Below are 18,335 nucleotides of genomic sequence, written 5' to 3'. Positions count from 1 at the left end.
CGCAGTGCCGAGTGGGCCGCCGGGGTGCTCACGGGGTGGCTCCGAACGTCCGGCGCGCCCACTCGGCGAAACTGGTCCAAGCGATTTCGGAGTGGGCGGCGTGCAGCGCGGCAATATCGACGCGGTAGCCACGCCCATTCAAAAACGTCCACATCGCGTGCATGTCCGGATTGCGGATCTCGGCCAGCGGCACCCGCTCATGGCGCACTTCCCGCCCCAGAGCCGCGCTCAGCGCGGCGGCCATCTGGGCCGGGGTAGGGGCGTCGCTGGCCAGCTCGATGCGGCGCCCGAGGTAAGGGGCGGGGTCGAGCAGCACCTGCGCGGCGAAGGCACCGTGGTCAGTGCGGGCGAGCTGCTGCAGCGGCCGATCGGACGGCAGCGGCAGGTCGAGCACGCCGCTCTGGATGCGGTCGGCCCCGCCAAGGGCATTGTCGAAGAAGTACGTCGGCCCCAGGATCGAGTAGGGGATCTCACCGGCAGCCAGTTCCTTTTCGATACGCGCCTTGCTGTCGAAGTGCGGCACACCGCTTCTCTGGTCGGCCCCGGCCACCGAGCTGAACAGCAGATACGGCACTCGCGCCGCGTCGGCGGCTGCAAGGATTGCCCGCCCCTGGGCCATCTCGGCGTCCACGCCGGCCTCAAAGGGTGTGGTGAGCACGAAGACTCCGGCCACCCCCGCCATTGCGGCGGCCAGCGAGCTGCGATCGTCCAGCGACCCGGCGACCACCTCGACACCCCGGTCTGCCCATCGGCGCGCAGACCCCCGATTCGGGTCGCGCACCAGCGCCCGCACCCGTGCCCCACGGCTCAACAACGCCTCGGTCACAGCGCCGCCCTGACCGCCAGTCGCTCCGAGCACCAAGATCGGTGCATCGGCCATCGAACGCTCACCTCCTCGGCGATGACGCGTGGCGACCGCCGGCCTCCACGCGTCCACCGTATGCGTCCACCCAGGCCTTGCACCTCAGCACCGCGCCGCGTTCACGCGGTTGCGCGAGATGCCGCCGGCGGTGCCGATCTCGTCCGCTTGCGGTGGCCGGGTACGAGGCGCGCGGCGTGTACCGGACATGCTCGGTTGGTGAGCAGTACAAGCGGTTCGCGCTCGGCATGAGGGAAAGGCACGGCGTACGGGGCGGGTTGACCGGGACGCGGCGTGAGTGGATCGCCCGGCATTCGGGGGTCGGCCTCGCGGCGGGTTGAGGCGTGCGCGGGCGGACTGCTGTCGCGCTCTCGTCCATGTCCACCGCTGCGGCTGCGGTGGACATGCGCCGAAGGTGCACACGGATCGGTACCGTTCCATCGCCGGTTCTGCGAGCTCCATCGAACCGCGCAGCCGCCGCAGCCGCGAGAACCGGTGTGCCGCTATGCGCGCAGCTGCGGCGGCTCCTTGTCGATCCCGAGATCAGCGTCGACGTCGTAGCCGACTGCCCGGTGCGGCACCGCCGGAAGCCCGATGTCGGCACCCAGGTCGAAAGCGGCCTCACCGGCCGCCTCAGCCAGTTCCTCTTCCTCGCGCTGCCGCACAGCACGGTCGTGGTGCTCGCTGATCTTTTCGACTATTTCCCGGACGTATCCGTGGTGCCGGCTCGAGGGTTGTTCGACATCGCTCATGAACCAGATCCTCGGCATATGCGACCTGCCATGGCAACTGGTCCCGGGTGAAGAGCCGGTGACATGTGGGTGCCAAGAACCACATCCGTGCTGGTCGTCAGGGACCAGGTGATCGGAGCCACTGACGTCTGCGTGGCGGGGGCCTGGTGGCGGGGTCCGCCCGCCGCCGTACCACCCGCCCCAGCAATGAATACCGGACTCCGACCGCCGAGGAACGGGAGGATTTCCCCGGCCGCTTCGAACGCCGACGGGTCGCCTTGGGCGACTGCGGCCGAGCGTCTCTGACCAGCTCGATCACGAGTCCCGGTTCCGTCCCCAGCACACCCGTTCAGCCGAAGCGACAGGAGCCCTTGACGCGACTGCGAGCAGTGTTCTTGACGTCAACCTCTGGTCAGGCAGAAGGGATGCCCGGCCGGGTCGGTGAAGATCCGCCACCTGTCTCCGCCCGGTTGGTGCACCGGCTTGGTCGCGCCCGACTTCAATAGCAGGGCCTCGGCCTCGTCGAGGTCATCGACCACGAAGTCGAGGTGGACTTGTTGCGGCAAGGTCTGGCCGGGCCAGCGCGGAGCCTGGTAGTCATCGACCCGTTGGAAGCCGATAGAGAGCCCGTCCTCGCGGGTGAGGCCGGCGAAGTCACTGTCGGACTTGGGGTGAAGCTCGAGCCCGGTGGCCTGCCGATAGAACGCGGCCAGCGCCTCGGGATCGGCGCAGTCGAGTGTGATCGCCGTTAGCTTCATCTGCGGGGGCATGGCAACTCCGTGACAGCCATCATGCTGCGGGTTCGAACGCGTGTGGCGTCACACCGTAGTGATCAGCTCCCCGCTTCGCGACCTGATTTACGCCAACGCCGAGCTGATGAGAGAGCCGCAGCGCGGAGTGACAGCCCCCAGGCCACGCAAGGCGCGGGCAGGCACTGCCCCGCTGTTGTGGACGCACGTCAACCTCCTACGATCGGTTCGAGCTGGATATGAACAGCCGTCAGGACCTGGCGAAGGCAGCGATGGTGCCCGGCCCTCGCAGTGCGCGGGATGTGGTCGCCTCTGCGCCGGTGCGACGTCGGTGGACGTTGGCAGCGTACGGCGCTTGGCTTCACCGACCTGAGAGGTGCTCGGACGGTCTGTGACGTGCGCGGTCGTTCGAGACCGGTCTTTCAGAAGGAAATCCGTTGGTTCAGGGACCGGTAGCGAGGGTCGCATTCGCGCCGGAATCCACGCTGCTGTCCCGGCTCTGGATCGTTGCGGCTGCACGGTGCAGTTCGGTGAGCACCGTCCGGACGGCTCGCCGTGCGGCACGTTCGGGGCGATGGAGCACATCGATGTGGCGTCGGGTGTGCACGCCGCTGAGAGGTCTGAGGATCAGTGCGGGATGCGGACGTGTGGTCCAGCGGGGCATCAGGGCCAGGCCGCCTCCGGCGGCGACGGCTTCGGCGACCACCGCGAATTCGTTGATGCGATGGACGATGTCGAGCCGTCGGTTCGCGGCGGCCGCGATGGCGTCGATGGTGGCCATCAGCGGGAAGCCGTCGTGAACGGTGATCCAGGGTTGGTCCGCGACGTCTTGCGGGGTGAGGCGCCGTTTGGCGGTCAAGGGGTGGTCGGCCGGCAGGGCGACGTCGAGCGGTTCGCGCAGCAGCGTACTGGCGGTGACAGCGGCCGGCCACGGTGGCGCGTGGCCGAGGTGGTGGGCGAGTACGAGGTCGTAGTCCCGGGTCAGCCGCGGGAAGTGGTCCTGTGCGACGTCCTCGTCGGCGAGCGAGAGCCGCGGGCGCCCGGGACCGGCCTGGCCGCGCAGCAGCAGGGGGAAGAATGCCGAGGCCGCGCTGTGGAAGGCCGCTACTGACACGCCTGCGTCCGGCTGGTCGACGAACTCATCGATGGTGTGCCGTGCCCTGGCCAGCGCGGTCTCCACCTCGACTGCGGCACCGGCCAGGGCCTGCCCGGCATCGGTCAGCACCAGCCGTCGGCCGTCGCGTTCGGTGAGCGGGACGGGAATCGAGCGTTGCAGCAGCCGTAGTTGTTGGGAGATTGCCGAGGGTGTCATCAACAGCGCCTCGGCGGTCGCGGTGACGCTTCCCAGCTCGCCGAGCTCCCGCAAGATCTGCAGCTGCCGTTCGTTCATTCTTTGAGTGTAGTGATGCTTAAGGGTTCTTGAAGAAGCTTGTTCTTGGCTTCACATCGGGGGTGGTGCAGCGTAGGGGGGTGTTCCAAGCCCGCCGCACTGACGCAGTGCTTCTCCTTGTCGCCATCGTCTGGGGCTCCAGCTACCTGACCGCGAAGACGGCCACCTACGCCCTCCCGGTCCTGGTGGTGCTGTTCGCGCGGTACGCGCTCTCCGCGATCGTCTGCCTCGCCCTCGTCGCCGCCCGCCGCCGGAAGGGGCGCTGCACGCGAGATGAGGTCCGTGTCGGGGCTTTGCTGGGGGTCACACAGGCTGCCGTCCTGGTTCTGGAGACCTATGGCGTCGCGCACACCAGCGCCGCCAACGCCGGCCTGATCATCAGCCTCACCATCGTGCTCACCCCACTGCTGGACCGCACGGCAGGCAATGGCCGGCTGCCCCCGCGCTTCTTCGCCGCCGCGGGCGTGTGCCTGTTGGCCGTCGGACTGCTGATGTCCGGCAGTGGTTTCCACACTCCCCGGATCGGCGACCTTCTGATGCTTGCCGCCGCGCTGGTGCGCGCGGCACACGTCACGCTCGTGGGGCGGCTCACGAACCGCCGCGCTGTGCGACCGCTGCAGCTCACGGCCGTCCAGACGGTTGTCGGCTCCGCGCTGTTCGCGGTGCCCGCCGCGGGCGGCCTGCCGGCACTGGGCCAGATCGATGCCTCTGTCTGGGCCCAACTCGTCCATCTCGCCCTGTTCTGCAGCGTGTTCGCCTTCCTCGCCCAGACCTGGGCGGTGCAGCACAGCTCTGCCAGCCGGGCCAGTCTCCTCCTGGGCACCGAACCGGTCTGGGCCGTCGCGGCCGGCATCGGCCTCGGCGGCGAACAGTTCACCGTCCTCGCCGCCCTCGGCGCGGCGCTCATGGTCGCCGCGACGTACTGGGGACAGGCCATCGAACGCGCCCACCGCACCATCGAGAACGAGGAGACCCCATGCCGAACAACGGCACCTACGAGCGTCTGATCAGCCTGCTCGACCGCACTGCAACCGCGTACGAACTCATTGACCATGAACCGGAAGGCAGCGCCGAAACCGTCAGCGCACTGCGCGGACATCCCGTGCCGGAAGCCACGAAGTGCCTCGTCCTGATGGTCAGGATTGACCGGCGAGTCACTCGTTACGTGCTCGCGGTCGTCCCCGGAGACCCGGCCTTGCCGTCCCAGAAATGCGAGCATATGCTCCTAACTGGCAGTGGTGCATGTCCCCGCGCCTCATGCTCCTTCCACCAGAAAGCCCTGCCATGGAAACGCCCACCGGTTCCGCTCCCGAGCGTGAGCAGACGCCCTCCGCAGCGGCCGAGTTCTCCCCCGGGCCGAACCAGGCCGCCCGCCGCCGGCCGCCGGTGAGGGCCTGGCTCCAGCCGACTCTTATCGCCCTGATCGTCGTGGCGGCCTTCATCGGCTGCTACGTGGGCCTGCAGCGCAACCCCCAGCCCCATCAGGTCCCCATCTCTGTCACCGCACCGGACCTGCCGGGCCAGATACGCCAGGCCCTCGGCAACAGCGTCGAGGTCCACCCGGCGGCCGACGCCGAGGCCGCGCGCCACGCACTGGAGCACCACGACGTCGTCGCCGCGCTCAGCACCGACGGCCCGGGCCGGCTGCGCCTGGAGATCGCAGGGGCAGACGGCACGTCCACCACATCGGCCGTGAAGAACCTCGTCGGCGCCTACGCCAACGGTGCGGGCAAGCACGTCACCACCGAGGATGTCGTCCCCCTGACCCACTTCGACGCCCGGGGACTGGCCGGCTTCTACATGGCCTTCAGCGTGACCCTGGCCGGTTTCGTCCTCGCCTCGAACGCTCTCGGCCTCACCAGTCTCCTGCGGCTGCGCCACCGGTTCTGGCTGCTGGCCGGCACCTCCGTGGCCATCGGCACCGTCGCAGCGATCATCGCCGGCCCCATTCTGGGAGCGGTCCCGGCCCCGGTCATCCCGCTGGTCTTCACTCTCACCCTCCTGGCGGCTGCGGCCGCTTTCACCACCAAACCGCTCGGCACCTGCCTCGGCCCCGTCGGAGTCCCGGTTGCCACCCTTCTGCTCCTCACCGTCGGCAACGCCACCAGCGGTGCCACCATCGGCGCTGATCTGCTGCCCGCCGCGGCCCGAGCCATCTCCGCACTGCTGCCACCCGGCGCGGCCGTCCGCGCCATCACCGACCTCAGCTACTTCGACGGCGCGCACGCAGCAGGCCCTGTGATCACGCTCGCGCTGTGGGCTGTCATCGCCGCGCTCCTGGTCGGCCTGCGCCCCCGCCTGATGCGGCGGCGTGCCGCGGCCGCCGCCTGACCGGTGTTCCTGTACAACCCTCTGCTCACCACACCCGCCGCCCAGTTCCCGCGTCCAACGTGTCCCACGGAGCCGGCCCCGCCACTCGGCCGCACGTCCCGGAAAGCCTTCACACGTCACACACACGTGTGATCACACCACCGCTCAGCTGCTCAGCCACTCAGAAGGAGATCGACCGATGGTTGCCAGGAATCTTGTTCTCATCGCCGGCGCCGGTGGCGTGGGCCGCACAGTCCTCGGCCAACTGCGCGCGCAGGACGTGCCGGTGCGCGCGATGGTCCGCCGCGACGACGATCGTGCGGCTGAGTTGCGTGCGCTCGGCGTGGAGGTCGTCGTCGGCGATCTGACCCGACCCGAGAGCGTCGCGGCCGCACTGGAGGGTGTCGGACGGATGTACTTCGCGATGCCCGTGTCACCGGACCATCTCCTGGCGACGACCGTGGTGGCCACCGTGGCGCGCGAGCACGGGAAACTGGACTGCCTGGTGGGCATGTCACAGATGACGGTGTCGCAAATGACCGCCACCAGCACCGCGGAGTCGCACCAGCAGCGGCTGCACTGGCTGGCGGAGCAGGTACTGAACTGGTCGGGCCTGCCGGTGGTACACATCCGGCCGACATCGTTCCTGGACAACCCGCTGTTCACCACGCTGGCGGCGCGGTCGATCCGGGAGAACGGCACGATCGCGCTGCCTTTCGGTACCGGGCGCACGTCGCCGGTCGCCGTGGACGACGTCGCCCGGGTGGTCGCCATCGTGCTCCGTGACCCGGCTGCGCACGTCGGGCACGTCTATGAACTGACCGGGCCACGTACGGTCGACATGACCGAGATGGCCGAGGAGTTCTCGCGGGCGTTGGGGCGTCCGGTGTCCTATGTGGACGTGCCGCTGGACCGGTGGCGGGCCGAGGTGCTCGCGAAGGTGGGCCTGCCGCCGCACACCGAACAGCACATCGCCACCATGGCCCGACTGCACCGCGAGAACCGCTACGACCGCGCGTCCGACGACGTCGAACGCGTGACGGGCGTACCTGCCCAAACGATCGAGGCGTTCGTGGCCGCTCGCAGGGACTTCTACCTGGGCTGAGCCGCTCCGGCTGGGAGGCCGGCCTTCGTTGGCCGTGCCGGGCCGCAACCGACCGGGAGCCGTCACCAAACTGCTGAGGAGACGAGCAGGACGATGCGATGCAACCGTTCCTAAGGACTGAGCGGGAGTGAGTCCTGTTGCCAGGACCCGTGCTCAGCCGTGTGCCCCGAACGGTGTTGGGCACAGCAGGTTCGTATCCATCAGGGGTGCGAGCCCCGGAGTCGACTGGCGAAGCCGTGTGCAGGAGACGGCTGAGAAGGCCACGTTGAACGTCCATGGTGGCGTCCGGGAGCCATGGCGCATGAGGAAGAGCGCCGGCGGGTTCGCGGTGGAGCATGCCGCGAGGGCGTTGCGGGTCAGTGCGGGTGGTCGTGGTCGTCGGGGTGGTCACGGTGGTCGTGGCCTGGGGGGCGTTGTGCCAGGGCTTGGGTGCGTGTGGTGACCTCGTCCGTGGACACGGCGCCCTGGCCGACGAGCACGTCCTCCAGGGCGGCCAGCCAGAGCTGGTAGTAGTTCCACGGCTCGTCCTGGGCCGGTGCGGTCTCCCAGGCCGCGATCCGGGCGATCAGTGCGGCCTGGAATTGCGGCCAGGTGAACGCGCCCGCCTCGTACAGGGTGACGGCCATGCCGAAAGCGCGGCTCTCCCACGGCTCGGCGAACACCAGCTCGCCGTTGGAGCGGGGCGGTGCGGCCGGGCCCTCGATGTCCAGCGGCGCGGTCATGGCGCCTTGACCTTGGCCACGCCGACCATCGCGTCCCGAGTCACCAGCGGCACGAGCTGTTCCTCGGACAGGTGCTCGGTGCCGGCCGGACGCTCGGGCAGCACCAGCCAGCGCACCTCACTGGTGGAGTCGCGGACGGTGATCTGCACATCGTCGGCGAGTTCGAGTCCCATCTCGGACAGCACCGTGCGCGGCTCCTTGACCACACGCGAACGGTAGGCGGGATCCTTGTACCAACTCGGCGGCAGGCCCAGCACCGGCCACGGATAGCACGAGCACAGCGTGCACACCACCACGTTGTGGGTGGTCGCAGTATTCTCCACCACGACGATGTGCTCGCCCTGCGGCCCCGCGAAGCCCAACTCCTTGATGGCAGCGGTGCCTTCGTCGAGCAGCCGTCGCCGGTACTGCGGGTCGGTCCACGCCTTGGCGACAACCTTGGCGCCGTTGAGCGGGCCCACGTTGGTCTCGTATTCGGTGATGATCCCGTCCATCACCTTCGGGTCGATCAGGCCCCGCTCGGTGAGCAGTTGCTCGAGCGCCTCGGTGCGCAGGGCCGCAGGAAGGCGCTCGCCCGGTCCGCCGGTAGTGGTCATGAGTTTGTCTCCAGGTAGCTCTCGAACAGCTCTGCGGTGAGCGCGAAGGGTTCGGCGTCGGCGCCCCACAGCTCGCGTGAGTCGAACCGCACCGAGTAGACGTGCTGCGGGTTCTCGCCCTGGAAGTGCGCGTTGGTGTCCGGCAGCACGGCAGCGGGCTGGATTACCTCGACGACACCGATGTGTCCCCGCACATAGCCCGGCAGCCTGGTGTGCCCGGGTACCGAGATGTCCTTGGCGCGCACGCGCTCGCCGACGGCGAAGGCCGGTGCGGTGTCCACGGTGCGCAGCGAGCCCTCGGCGGTCGGCGCGTAGTCGGGCCTGGCGGGCTCGGGGATCGGTGGTTCCTCGACGTGTTCGCCGCGCAGGTTGCGGGCGCGGGCGTCGATCGCGCCCGGCGCCAGGATGGCACTTTCGGTGAGCATCAGCTCCGCGCCGTTGAGCCAGCGCCCGTAGTAGCCGTCGTCCAGGTAGGCGGCTCGGTCCAGGCGCTCGTGCGCGTGCCGGAAGGCATCCGGGTTGACGCCGCCGCACGCAACGCGGCTGGAGAGAAGCGCCAGCGCGAATGCCCGGCGCTGCCAGGGCTCCTCGAAGACCGGTTCATCACGCCTCGGCGGATGAACGGGACCCCATCCCGGGGTGCCCCCCATATCGGCAATACCCTCCATGGCATAACCTCCCAATTGCCTGTAATAGCAGACATATCTACTCGAATTGTATTCGGCCGCCGCCTTCGACGTCACGGCGTAGGCCGTGCTTGAATCTGTCGATTGCGGCATCTGCAGCATCTGTGCCGGTCTATGAGGGGGCGAAGCCACCCCGGTCGGCCCTGTTCACCAGGCTGAGTCCGTCAATTGCGCGTGCCCGTCACCGCGTTGCGACGCGAAGGTGTCGACCTGGCGTGTACGGGCCGGCCGTGGAGCCTGCGGCGGGAGGCCGGATGCTGCTGCAGCCGTGCCAAGAGGGTCTGCAGAGACATCCGCTGATCGTGGACGGTGCTTGGTCCCGTGCGTAACCCACACGGTCGCCGAGCGGTCACGGAGTCACTGGTACTCGACCGGCGACACGGCTGTCATCGACGCCGACCCCGGCTCGCCATCGTCCTGAGCCGGCTGGTTGCAGGCACCTGCAATGACTGCACGGCGTGGGAGCTGTCCGGCGTGAAGGACGCCGTCGGCAGGGCCGCGCCGCGCCGGGCACGCGTTCACCTGCCCCCGCCTGCACAGCCTCACCGGCATCGCCCCCGGCGCGTTCGGCAGCCAGGGCCTGGCTTCCCGATCGATGGTCACCGGGTGACATGGAAGGTGAGGTGCCTCTCCGTCGCACCGGCGGGGACGGTGTGGACATAGCCCCCAGCCGCACCATAGGCGCCCGTGCCGCCGGTGATGGCGATGTCGACCGCGGAGGCGGCGGGCAGGTGGAGCAGCGCCTGCCCGGTGATCTGCCCCTGAGGCAGGGCGAAGGTGCCCAGGCACTGCAGCTCGTCCGGACTGGTATGCACGTAGGCACACACCACGCTGTGGTCACCGATCTTCTTGCCGTCGCGGTACAGGTCTTCGGCAACGATGAGCTCGTCACCGAGGCTGTGTCCCTTCTTGCCCAGATCGAGGGATGCGGTCTGGGTCTGCCTGGCGACCAGCTGGATGATTTCCGTGCGCCGGTGCGTGACGTGTGTGCTGCTGGTGTCAGCCGACGCCGGCGGGGCGCCGACGAGGATTGCTGCGGCCACGCCGGTGACCGGGATCAGGCAGCGGAAATTGATCTTGCGCATGGTGTGCCTCCTGGTGGTGTTCTGGATCGGTTCCGCCATTGAGCGGCAAGTGGCGATCGTTCGACCAGCAGCCGATCAAGGGCGCAACAGCAAGGGAGCCTCAGCGCTCATCCGCGTATGAGCTGTGATCTGTTGAGAGATGCCGAATACGACGATGGCGGCTGCCTTCGTGGCTGTGACGGTGCAGTTGGCGCCGCCTCGGACGGCCTGAGGTGGACCCACCCGAATCGGACTACCCCTGTATTGGTCCGGCCCACCTCTCACCAGGCCGAACAGGGGAAAGTGGGGCCACAGCAGGCCGTCCTCGAACACGAGAGTGGAGCCAGGTCGAGCCGTCCAAGGTGGGGCCGATCACTCCGTCACAGCCGGCCTTCGACGTTGGCGAGCCACCGTCGGGTCACTCAGGCATGAACGAGGGGTCTGGAGCTGCTGCCGCTGGAGTGCGCTCAAGCGTGTTCTGGTGAGCGGGAGTGAGTGCCGGTGGTCTGTGTCGTGCCTAGCGCCAGGCGGGAACTGACGTTCTTGTGTCGAATGGGTGACCTTTGCGGGTGGTGCTCGTTGGGTGCGGTGACAAGATCTTCGGGTGGGGCCGGGCGGGGGTGACGGGGTGGGCGGGCTGAGGGGGGTGGCGGAGTCGTTCGTCGTGTCCGGTCCGACCGGTGTGGCGGTCCGTACCCGGCTGGGGCACCTGACGCCCGGGGATGAGGAGGTGCTGCGGCTGGTCGGCGCGCACCTGGGCACGCTGGCCTCCCGTGACCTCAAGACGCGCTGCCGGGACGGCCTGGAACACTCCGCCGACACGTGGGCGGCCCGCAAGCGCGAGCTGACGACCCTCTCGTCGTCACGCTGGGCAGGCAGCATCACCAAGGCGTCGCACGACCAGTGGGCACTGGCACGCCGCTGTCAGCTCACCCACGTCCAGAACCTGGAAGCAGGCATCAGGACCCTCGCGCACCGGCTGTCCCTGCCCGTCGGGCAGAAGGGCTCGAAGGGGACGCCGGGCGGCTACCGGTCGCGGCAGGAGTGGCATGCCAAGGCCCGTCGCCTGCACGTGCTGGAGGACCGGCTGGCCGCCGGGCGGGCCGACCGCGAAGCCGGGCTCGTGCATGTCGTACGCGGCGGCAAACGGCTGGCTCGCACCCGGCACCACCTGGATGCCGCCCGGCTCACCAAGCCCGACTGGCGTCAGCGGTGGGAGGCCGAACGCTGGTTCTGCCAGGCCGACGGAGAGTCCGGCAAGCGGTACGGCAACGAGACGATCCGCGTCAGCCCCGGGGGCGAGGTGAGCATCAAGCTGCCCGCTCCGCTCGCGCATCTGGCGAACGCCGGGCACGGCCGGTACGTCCTCGCCTGCCGCGTCAGATTCCCGCACCGGGGCACCGAGTGGGCCGACCGCGTCGAGGCCAACCGGGCGGTGGCCTACCGCATCCACCTGGACGTGGGCCGGGACCGCTGGTACCTGACCGCCTCCTGGCAGATCCGGCCCACCCAGACCATCCCCATCCGTGCCGCGCTCGCCGAGGGCGTGATCGGCGTGGACATGAACGCCGACCACCTCGCCGCCTGGCGCCTGGACGTCCACGGCAACCCGACCGGCCCCCCGCGCCGCTTCTTCTACGACCTGACCGGCAGCGCAGACCACCGCGACGCCCAGGTCCGCCACGCCCTCACCCGGCTACTGCACTGGGCCACCACCTGCGGCGTGAAGGCGATCGCCATCGAGGACCTGGACTTCACGGCGGAGAAGACCCGCGAGAAACACGGACGCAGGAAACGGTTCCGCCGGCTCATCTCCGGCATGCCCACCGGCAGGCTCCGCGCCCGGCTCACCTCGATGGCCGACCACACCGGCATCGCCATCATCGCCGTGGACCCCGCCTACACCTCCAAGTGGGGCGCCCAGCACTGGCAGAAGCCCCTCACCAGCAACAACCGTAAGACGACTCGCCACGACGCGGCAGCGGTGGCGATCGGAAGGCGCGCCCAGGGACACCCGATCCGGCGACGGACGGCACCGCCCCCACACGACCAGAGCGATCGTGCGGGGCATCGGACCGTCCAGGCCCGACCGGACATCCCCGGGCGTGAGGGAACCCGCCCCCGCATTCCCGGACCACGGACACGATCCGTGCCGCCCGGACGCGGAGCGAACGCGGGCGACCAGTGTGCCCAACACCGTTCGGGGCACACGGCTGAGCCTGGATCCTGGCAACAGGACTCACTCCCGCTCAGTCCTTAGGAACGGTGGTCTACTTCACGACGCCGAGGTTCGTACCCCAGAGCTGGCTGTCGGGTACGTGCGTCGGGTCGCCCATCAGCCTGCGTACCCGGATCTGCGAAGACCGGTGCTCGTTCGAGTGGGCGTGGCCCCAGCGGGCGTGGCTCGGGTAGGTCATCGCAAACGGGTGGGCGAAGTCCTTGGTTGAGCCGTTGACCAGCGGGAAGTACCCGTTGGCCGCGGTCGCGGGCGAATCCGTGGTGTCGACGATCCACACGGTCTTGCCCGGAAGGTCGCACGGCTGCAGGGTGAGTCCTTCGTTCTGGTACGCGGTGGCGGCCAGGCCCACGCACAGGCCGCTGGCCTTGCCGGAGGGCGCGTACTCGATCTCTGCCGCGCGCAGGTTGCCGTAGTGACGGTTCACCTTGGAGGAGACCAGGCCGGCCTTGTAGAAGTCGGACACCTTGCCGGCGCGGGGGAGGAAGTCCTCAGCCGGGTTGGAGCTGCTGGCGCGGTGCAGGATCGTCGGCCGGCCGACCTTCGCCACCCCCTTGTACACGGTCTCGACGAAGCGGGGGCTGTCCGCCGTGCCGAACTTTTTGTTGTAGATGTCAATGCAGTGCTGGCCGCACTGCGGGGTGGCCGCGCTCGCGGAGAGCGTCCCCACCGTGCTGACGCCGCCGACCAAGGTCAGCGTCGCCGCGGCGGCGAACACCTTGCTCTTGATGGACATGAGTAATTCCTTTCTTGCACCACAGCCGTACCCTGCGCACGGCTGTGGTGCCGGCTGCTGGACAAAGTCCGGGCCGATGCGTCGTCCTCGGCCGCGAGCGATGGTTCTTACCGGTCGGCTGCGTCACGGCGACCGCTTCGGCTTCCGCTCCGCCGGCCGATCGTGGCCCTGGCGTGCGCCACCACCAATAAGAGCATATGCTCCTATTCATCTGACGGCAAGGTGCACCCCTCAGGACGAACCCGCCGACCCGCCACCGATCACCGGCCCCGGGCGACCCTTTCGCATGTGCGAGCACATGCTCCTATCATGGGTGGAGAAGCCCTGGAGGAGACCATGACCCCTACGCCGACGAACCTCGCCGACCCGTGCAACAACCTGGCACTTCGCAAGGCGGCCCGGTACCTCGGCGCGACTTACGACAAGGCCCTGGCCCCGGTCGGTCTTCGTGCGACGCAGTTCAGCATCCTGCAAAAGCTCAGCGCTCACGGAGAAATGACGATCACCAGCCTCGCCGACATGATCGCTATGGACCGCACGACGATGGCCTCCAACCTCAAGCCGCTCGCACGGGAGGGCCTGGTGACCGTCGAGCCGTCAGCAGCCGACCGCCGCGCACGGGTCGTCACGATCACACCGGACGGCCTCTCCCGGATGAAGGCGGCGCTGCCACTGTGGAAAGCCGTACAAACGCAGTTCGAGGACAACTTCGGCGCTGACGACGCAGCCCGACTGCGCGCATCCCTCGAAGCCGTCCTGCACACCGGCTTCACGCCCTGGGCCGAGTAAGGCACAACTCTCCGAGCGCTGCCGAGAGTTCGGCGGCCGGCAGATGCGTGCCGTTTCGTCGTCGATCCCGTGGGTCCAGCGGTGGATCGTGACCTGCCGGCGGGCTCGGCCGTTGGCGAGCGTGAGGAGCCCGTCGTCACCACCCAGGTGGAGCTTCAGGCGGGGGTGCGCCACGGCCACTGGTCGACGGGCACATGGTGCCACCAGGACCGGGCGCAGGCGCTCGTCCTGGTGGCACCACCGGCACACCGCGAGTGGCGTGCCCTTCGCGGCGGGGAAGAAGAAGTACCGCATCGGCCCGTCGGTGCCGCACCGCGCGCATCGCACCTGGGCTGGTCGGTCCCGAGGCAGTGGCGGGTCGCCCTGCCGCCGGGAAGCTCGCTCCGCTCAGGCACGGGCATCCCTTCGTCGTACGGCTCGCGGGGCCCCCGCCCAGTCCTTGCCGCTCTCCTCGGACTCCCGCGCCGCCCAACGTGCGCAGCGGCTCCTCCCCCAGCAGCGCCACCTCAAGTGCAGGACGTGGATCAGGCGACGATCAGGTGACGACGCCGGACTCCTCGATGACGATCTTCTTGGCGGTGGCGCCGGAGCGGCTGCCGAGGGCCTCGATCGCCTGAACGATGTCCGCGCCCTCGACGACCTCGCCGAAGACGACATGCTTGCCGTCGAGCCAGGGGGTCGTCACGGTCGTGACGAAGAACTGCGAGCCGTTGGTGCCCGGCCCCGCGTTGGCCATGCTCAGCAGGAACGGCCGGTCGTGCTTGAGCCGGAAGTTCTCGTCGGCGAAGGTCTCGCCGTAGATGCTCTTGCCGCCGGTGCCGTTGCCGTTGGTGAAGTCACCGCCCTGCAGCATGAACTCGGGGATGACCCGATGGAAGGGCGAGCCCTTGTAGCCGAAGCCGTTCTGGCCGGTGGCCAGCTCGCGGAAGTTGCGGGCGGTCTTCGGCACGACATCGTCGAACAGCCTGAAGACGATCCGGCCGAGGTCCTTGCCGCCCGCCGAAACCTGGAAATAGACATTCTCACTCATGGCCCGATTCTCCACGACGGACGGACTCAGATCGACACAGGACATGCGCGGCCCGTGGCCAAGGCTCACGCCTTTCCTTGGGCATCCACGGTGATTCGTCACCCCCTGGCGTCATGCCGTCTGTCCGGCGCGGGTGTCGTATGCGGGTGCGAGGGTCGACTGCGCGAGCTTTTCGAGGGGGTGTCGTTGATCGGATGACAGCATCGTGGGCGGGGAGGGAGGCGGTGGTGAGCCGGAACCTGCCGCTCGCCCAGGGGGACGGCCCGCACTGCCTGTGTCCGTGGGCTGCTGCGTGGGGGCGTGGAGGAGGAGACGGGTGAAGTCCTGTCCGCTGGTGTGCTGGTGGAGCGGGCGGGGCGGGCTGCTGATCTGGTGTCCGGTATGGTCGCCGCCCTGCTGACCGACCACTGGAACACCGCCGATGTGGACGTGCCCATCACGCAGTCGCGGTCAGAACCGTTCTGTTGGCCAGTCCGAGCATTCGGGTCGGCCACTCTTGAGTGTTCATCGCGGCAGGGTCCGCGTGATGCGCCACAGGCGACGGGGCAGGTCACTGCTGGAAGCGGCCTACGGCTACGCCTTGCGCAACGGCCTCGGCGAGCTGTCCCTGCGCCGCCCCGGGTCCTGGCCACCGGCCACCTCGTCGGGCTGGTCGAGTGGACCCGCATGCAGGCCCCAAAAGGGCACCTCGACGAGGGCGAGCGCACCCTGGGCGTACATGTCGACCTCAGCCATGAGGCCCCCACCCCGCCCGGCGAGACCCTGACGATCGACGTCGGCTGACCGAGGTGGACGGGCGTCGCCTGCCGTTCGAGGTCACCGCCGTGACGAGGCCGCGGTGGTCTGCCGCGGTACCCACCGGCGCGGGGTGGTCGGCCTGGACCGGTTCGAGGCGAAGCCGAGGCGGAACTGTCCGCCCGCACTGCGGCTTCGGGAGCGTCGGCATGAGCAAGCCCGTTCCTGAGCGCCCGGTCTTCGACGCGCACCTGCACATCATCGACCCGCGCTTCCCGCTCATCGAGAACGACGGCTGCCTCCCGCCCACGTTCACCGTCGAGCAGTACCGCGAGCGCACGAACGGACGCCGACCGGGAGCGTGGGCCCACCCGGACGGAAGCAGGTTCGCCGAAGCCCCGCCGCCGAACGGGCCCGCGTCTGCGTTGCGGCACGGGTGACTCCACAACGCACCCGGTTTCGGAATCGGCGACGGATTTTCCCGCGCCGACTGGTCTAGATACGGACCGAACCCGACCACCACTTCGGAGTGTCCGATGTCCCTTCCCTTCCAGACCGCCGTCGTCACGGGTGCCAGCCGCGGCTTCGGGCGCGCGCTCTGCGCCGCGCTCGTCGCCACGGGCACCAGTGTCATCGGCATCGCCCTCGACAAGTCGGAGCTGCGCGCCGTACGGGACGAACTCGGCGAGGGCTTCACATTCGCAGTCGGCGCAGGCGGCGGGTGGTCTTCTTCGGACGCCTCACCAGGCGCACGGTGCCCTCGATCGTGGTGCGGATGGTCCGGGTGTTGGTGGCGCGGTCGGTGAGGGTGTGGGTCTGGGCGAGCAGGCCGCGGGAGACGATCCGGCGGGCGGCGGCGTGGTCCCGGTCCGTCGACAGTCCACACCCGGTGCAGTGTGCCCACTTCCAGCCGCGTTCGGCGAGTCGGTCGGGGGCGGGGTGGTGGGTGAGCTTGTCGAGGCAGCCGGGGCACAGTGTGGAGGTGCCCCGGGCCGGGACGGTGACCACCGCGATCCCCGCCTTGGCTCCCAGGTGCCGCATCGCCTCGGCGACCGTGCCGCGGACCTGCCCGGACAGGCGGGCGTTGCCGCGCCGGTGGCCGCGGGCTTCCAGGGTGGTGAGGTCTTCGAGGTAGATGACGCTCGCGCCGAGGGCGGTCGCCTGGTCGACGGCCCAGCGGGCCGCCGCCCAGGCCAGCGCATCATTCAGGTGCCGGATGCGGGCACACACCCGGCCGTGCTCCACCTCCAGTACCCGGGCCCGGTTGAGGTGTTCGCCCCAGGCCGGGTGCGGGGAGCCGAGCCCGTCCGCGAGGGCCTGGTAGTGGTCGCGCTTGGCGGCGAGGTGCTCGCGGTGGCCGCGCAGCCGGTGCAGGGCGGCACTGACCGTGGTGGCGTCGAAGACCAGGACGGCCGTCGGTGACCACCCGCCTGGCCGGGCCCTGGCCGGTCAGGCGGCCCAGGATGCCGGTGAGCAGGGTGTTGACACCCCAGTCGAAGCCGAGTGCCACGGTATGCCTGCTCGTCTTGGTGGCTGGGGCGGGCCAGGAGTGTGGCAGGTCGACGGCGATCCGGCCCGTGCGGGTGGTGCGCAGGGTCGGGGTGTGCAGCACCGCGTCGGGTGTGATGGTGCCGGGCAGCCGGATGTCGATCACGTGCCAGGCCCAGTCCCGCCCCGTGGCCGGGGCGGCGCGCAGGGGGAGTTTGACCCGCAGCCGGGCGGTGACCTCGTCCACCCGGGCCAGGGTGACCTGTTGGCGGTCCATCGCCGCCAGCAACACCTGCCCGGCCACCCGGGGCGGGCCCTCCAGGGCGCACAGCCCGGCGGGCAACTGCCCGTGCTCGGTTACATACGCGCCGATCTGCCGGGTGCGGTTGCGGATCTCCGCACCACTCACGTGGGCGGGCAACACCGCACGCAGTGCTGTCCACTCCGCCTCCGTGCGCCGCCGCGGATCATCCGGCCAGGTGGCCAGGACCGCGGCCACGATGGTGCGCCGGTGCAGGGCCAGCCGCAGCGTGCGCGCCGCGTACTCCTCCACGCCCCGGCGCACCCGGTCCGAGACGTACACCCCCGCCGGGGGCGTGACAGTCTGCGGCCAGTTCAGGCGGCGCAGCGCCATCCACCCCTTGGACGGCAGCGCCTCGCCCCGCTCATCCACCCCGGCGGCCAGCACATCCAGGGAATCCTCATCCCACCGGGCGGCCACCAGAGCACCGGCCAGCGTCTGGCTCAACTCCGCGAGAAAACCCACCCGTTCCAGCAGGACCCGCTGCCCGACCCGCTCACCACTGCCCTCCAGCACACCGGAGAAGGCGGTGCACGTGGTCGTCGCCATCAGCCTGGCCATGCCCGCCACCCCGCTTTCCCGCACGCGTCCGGCCATCTTCAGCAGCGGCCGCATCCCGGCACTCCGATCGGCCTAACGACCGACCATCACACAAAGACACGGCCTTCCCGCACCCTCAGGGTCCGGGAAGGCCGGGAAAGTGCGGGAAGACCACGATCGTCGGCATCCGACGAGGACAAGACGGTGAACACCCGCGTCTCTCAAAGTCGACGGAAACCCTAACCAGCCAGGATGAAAGCAGTGGCAG

At 69.4% G+C, this 18,335-nt stretch carries 19 protein-coding genes and 1 pseudogene; 8 read left to right on the top strand and 12 right to left on the bottom strand.

Annotated elements, in window-relative coordinates:
• Positions 1–28 precede the first annotated feature (28 nt).
• The 4 genes from OG747_RS46990 to OG747_RS46975 form a co-directional block, all read right to left on the bottom strand.
• Complete coding sequence (locus OG747_RS46990) at positions 29–880, bottom strand: NmrA family NAD(P)-binding protein (RefSeq protein WP_405876608.1); 852 nt, start codon at positions 878–880, stop codon at positions 29–31.
• Positions 881–1,362: 482 nt separating this feature from the next.
• Positions 1,363–1,611 (bottom strand): hypothetical protein, encoded by a 249-nt coding sequence (locus tag OG747_RS46985; protein WP_405876610.1) that lies wholly within the window; start codon positions 1,609–1,611, stop codon positions 1,363–1,365.
• 380 nt (positions 1,612–1,991) lie between these two features.
• Positions 1,992–2,360, bottom strand: coding sequence for a VOC family protein (locus OG747_RS46980; protein ID WP_405876612.1), 369 nt, complete (start codon positions 2,358–2,360; stop codon positions 1,992–1,994).
• A 421-nt stretch (positions 2,361–2,781) separates the two neighbouring features.
• Complete coding sequence (locus OG747_RS46975) at positions 2,782–3,729, bottom strand: LysR family transcriptional regulator (RefSeq protein WP_405876614.1); 948 nt, start codon at positions 3,727–3,729, stop codon at positions 2,782–2,784.
• An 80-nt stretch (positions 3,730–3,809) separates the two neighbouring features.
• Here OG747_RS46975 and OG747_RS46970 point away from each other — a divergent pair, with 80 nt between their 5' ends.
• The 3 genes from OG747_RS46970 to OG747_RS46960 all read left to right on the top strand — a co-directional run bounded on the left by OG747_RS46970 (position 3,810) and on the right by OG747_RS46960 (position 7,144).
• A complete protein-coding gene (locus OG747_RS46970) occupies positions 3,810–4,736 on the top strand; it encodes a DMT family transporter (protein WP_405876616.1) in 927 nt (308 codons plus the stop codon).
• 277 nt (positions 4,737–5,013) lie between these two features.
• Positions 5,014–6,060, top strand: coding sequence for a hypothetical protein (locus OG747_RS46965; RefSeq protein ID WP_405876618.1), 1,047 nt, complete (start codon positions 5,014–5,016; stop codon positions 6,058–6,060).
• Between the two features lie 178 nt (positions 6,061–6,238).
• A complete protein-coding gene (locus tag OG747_RS46960; RefSeq protein WP_405876620.1) occupies positions 6,239–7,144 on the top strand; it encodes an NAD(P)H-binding protein in 906 nt (301 codons plus the stop codon).
• A gap of 356 nt (positions 7,145–7,500) precedes the next feature.
• Here OG747_RS46960 and OG747_RS46955 read toward each other — a convergent pair whose 3' ends face one another.
• The 4 genes from OG747_RS46955 to OG747_RS46940 all read right to left on the bottom strand — a co-directional run bounded on the left by OG747_RS46955 (position 7,501) and on the right by OG747_RS46940 (position 10,233).
• Complete coding sequence (locus OG747_RS46955; RefSeq protein WP_405876622.1) at positions 7,501–7,866, bottom strand: nitrile hydratase accessory protein; 366 nt, start codon at positions 7,864–7,866, stop codon at positions 7,501–7,503.
• Entirely contained in the window at positions 7,863–8,462 is a 600-nt protein-coding gene (gene nthA / locus OG747_RS46950; RefSeq protein ID WP_405876624.1) for a nitrile hydratase subunit alpha, read from the bottom strand. Before nthA ends, OG747_RS46955 begins: the two co-directional genes overlap by 4 nt.
• Positions 8,459–9,130, bottom strand: a complete 672-nt coding sequence (nthB, locus tag OG747_RS46945; protein WP_405876626.1) for a nitrile hydratase subunit beta — start codon at positions 9,128–9,130, stop codon at positions 8,459–8,461. Before nthB ends, nthA begins: the two co-directional genes overlap by 4 nt.
• A gap of 617 nt (positions 9,131–9,747) precedes the next feature.
• The gene (locus tag OG747_RS46940) at positions 9,748–10,233 is read right to left on the bottom strand and encodes an allene oxide cyclase barrel-like domain-containing protein (RefSeq protein ID WP_405876628.1); all 486 of its coding nucleotides are present in this window, start codon (positions 10,231–10,233) and stop codon (positions 9,748–9,750) included.
• A 607-nt stretch (positions 10,234–10,840) separates the two neighbouring features.
• Here OG747_RS46940 and OG747_RS46935 point away from each other — a divergent pair.
• A pseudogene (locus OG747_RS46935) lies at positions 10,841–12,472 on the top strand (IS200/IS605 family accessory protein TnpB-related protein).
• 10 nt (positions 12,473–12,482) lie between these two features.
• Here OG747_RS46935 and OG747_RS46930 read toward each other — a convergent pair.
• The gene (locus OG747_RS46930) at positions 12,483–13,184 is read right to left on the bottom strand and encodes a hypothetical protein (RefSeq protein ID WP_405876630.1); all 702 of its coding nucleotides are present in this window, start codon (positions 13,182–13,184) and stop codon (positions 12,483–12,485) included.
• A 309-nt stretch (positions 13,185–13,493) separates the two neighbouring features.
• Between OG747_RS46930 and OG747_RS46925 the strand changes: the two genes are divergently transcribed.
• Positions 13,494–13,973, top strand: a complete 480-nt coding sequence (locus OG747_RS46925) for a MarR family winged helix-turn-helix transcriptional regulator (RefSeq protein WP_405876632.1) — start codon at positions 13,494–13,496, stop codon at positions 13,971–13,973.
• Positions 13,974–14,508: 535 nt separating this feature from the next.
• Here OG747_RS46925 and OG747_RS46920 read toward each other — a convergent pair.
• Complete coding sequence (locus OG747_RS46920) at positions 14,509–15,003, bottom strand: peptidylprolyl isomerase (protein ID WP_405876634.1); 495 nt, start codon at positions 15,001–15,003, stop codon at positions 14,509–14,511.
• A gap of 381 nt (positions 15,004–15,384) precedes the next feature.
• Between OG747_RS46920 and OG747_RS46915 the strand changes: the two genes are divergently transcribed.
• The 3 genes from OG747_RS46915 to OG747_RS46905 all read left to right on the top strand — a co-directional run bounded on the left by OG747_RS46915 (position 15,385) and on the right by OG747_RS46905 (position 16,544).
• On the top strand, positions 15,385–15,786 hold the full coding sequence (locus OG747_RS46915; RefSeq protein WP_405886062.1) for a thioesterase family protein: 402 nt from the start codon (positions 15,385–15,387) through the stop codon (positions 15,784–15,786).
• Between the two features lie 161 nt (positions 15,787–15,947).
• On the top strand, positions 15,948–16,178 hold the full coding sequence (locus OG747_RS46910; RefSeq protein ID WP_405876638.1) for a hypothetical protein: 231 nt from the start codon (positions 15,948–15,950) through the stop codon (positions 16,176–16,178).
• A 96-nt stretch (positions 16,179–16,274) separates the two neighbouring features.
• Complete coding sequence (locus OG747_RS46905; RefSeq protein ID WP_405876640.1) at positions 16,275–16,544, top strand: SDR family NAD(P)-dependent oxidoreductase; 270 nt, start codon at positions 16,275–16,277, stop codon at positions 16,542–16,544.
• On the opposite strand, the gene OG747_RS46900 is transcribed toward OG747_RS46905, so the two are convergent.
• Together OG747_RS46900 and OG747_RS46895 are read right to left on the bottom strand one after the other, a co-directional pair.
• Positions 16,432–16,968 carry a zinc ribbon domain-containing protein gene (locus tag OG747_RS46900; RefSeq protein ID WP_405876642.1) on the bottom strand — a complete coding sequence of 179 codons (537 nt, stop codon included), beginning with the start codon at positions 16,966–16,968 and terminating at the stop codon, positions 16,432–16,434. The genes OG747_RS46905 and OG747_RS46900 overlap by 113 nt on opposite strands.
• Positions 16,940–18,142 (bottom strand): hypothetical protein, encoded by a 1,203-nt coding sequence (locus OG747_RS46895; protein ID WP_405876644.1) that lies wholly within the window; start codon positions 18,140–18,142, stop codon positions 16,940–16,942. The genes OG747_RS46900 and OG747_RS46895 overlap by 29 nt, the downstream gene beginning before the upstream one ends.
• Positions 18,143–18,335: the final 193 nt, after the last annotated feature.

This window comes from Streptomyces sp. NBC_01384, assembly GCF_045040035.1.
Taxonomy (GTDB): Bacteria; Actinomycetota; Actinomycetes; order Streptomycetales; family Streptomycetaceae; genus Streptomyces.
The sequence above is the reverse complement of the archived record's forward strand: the minus strand, read 5'-3'. Positions and strand labels throughout refer to the sequence as shown.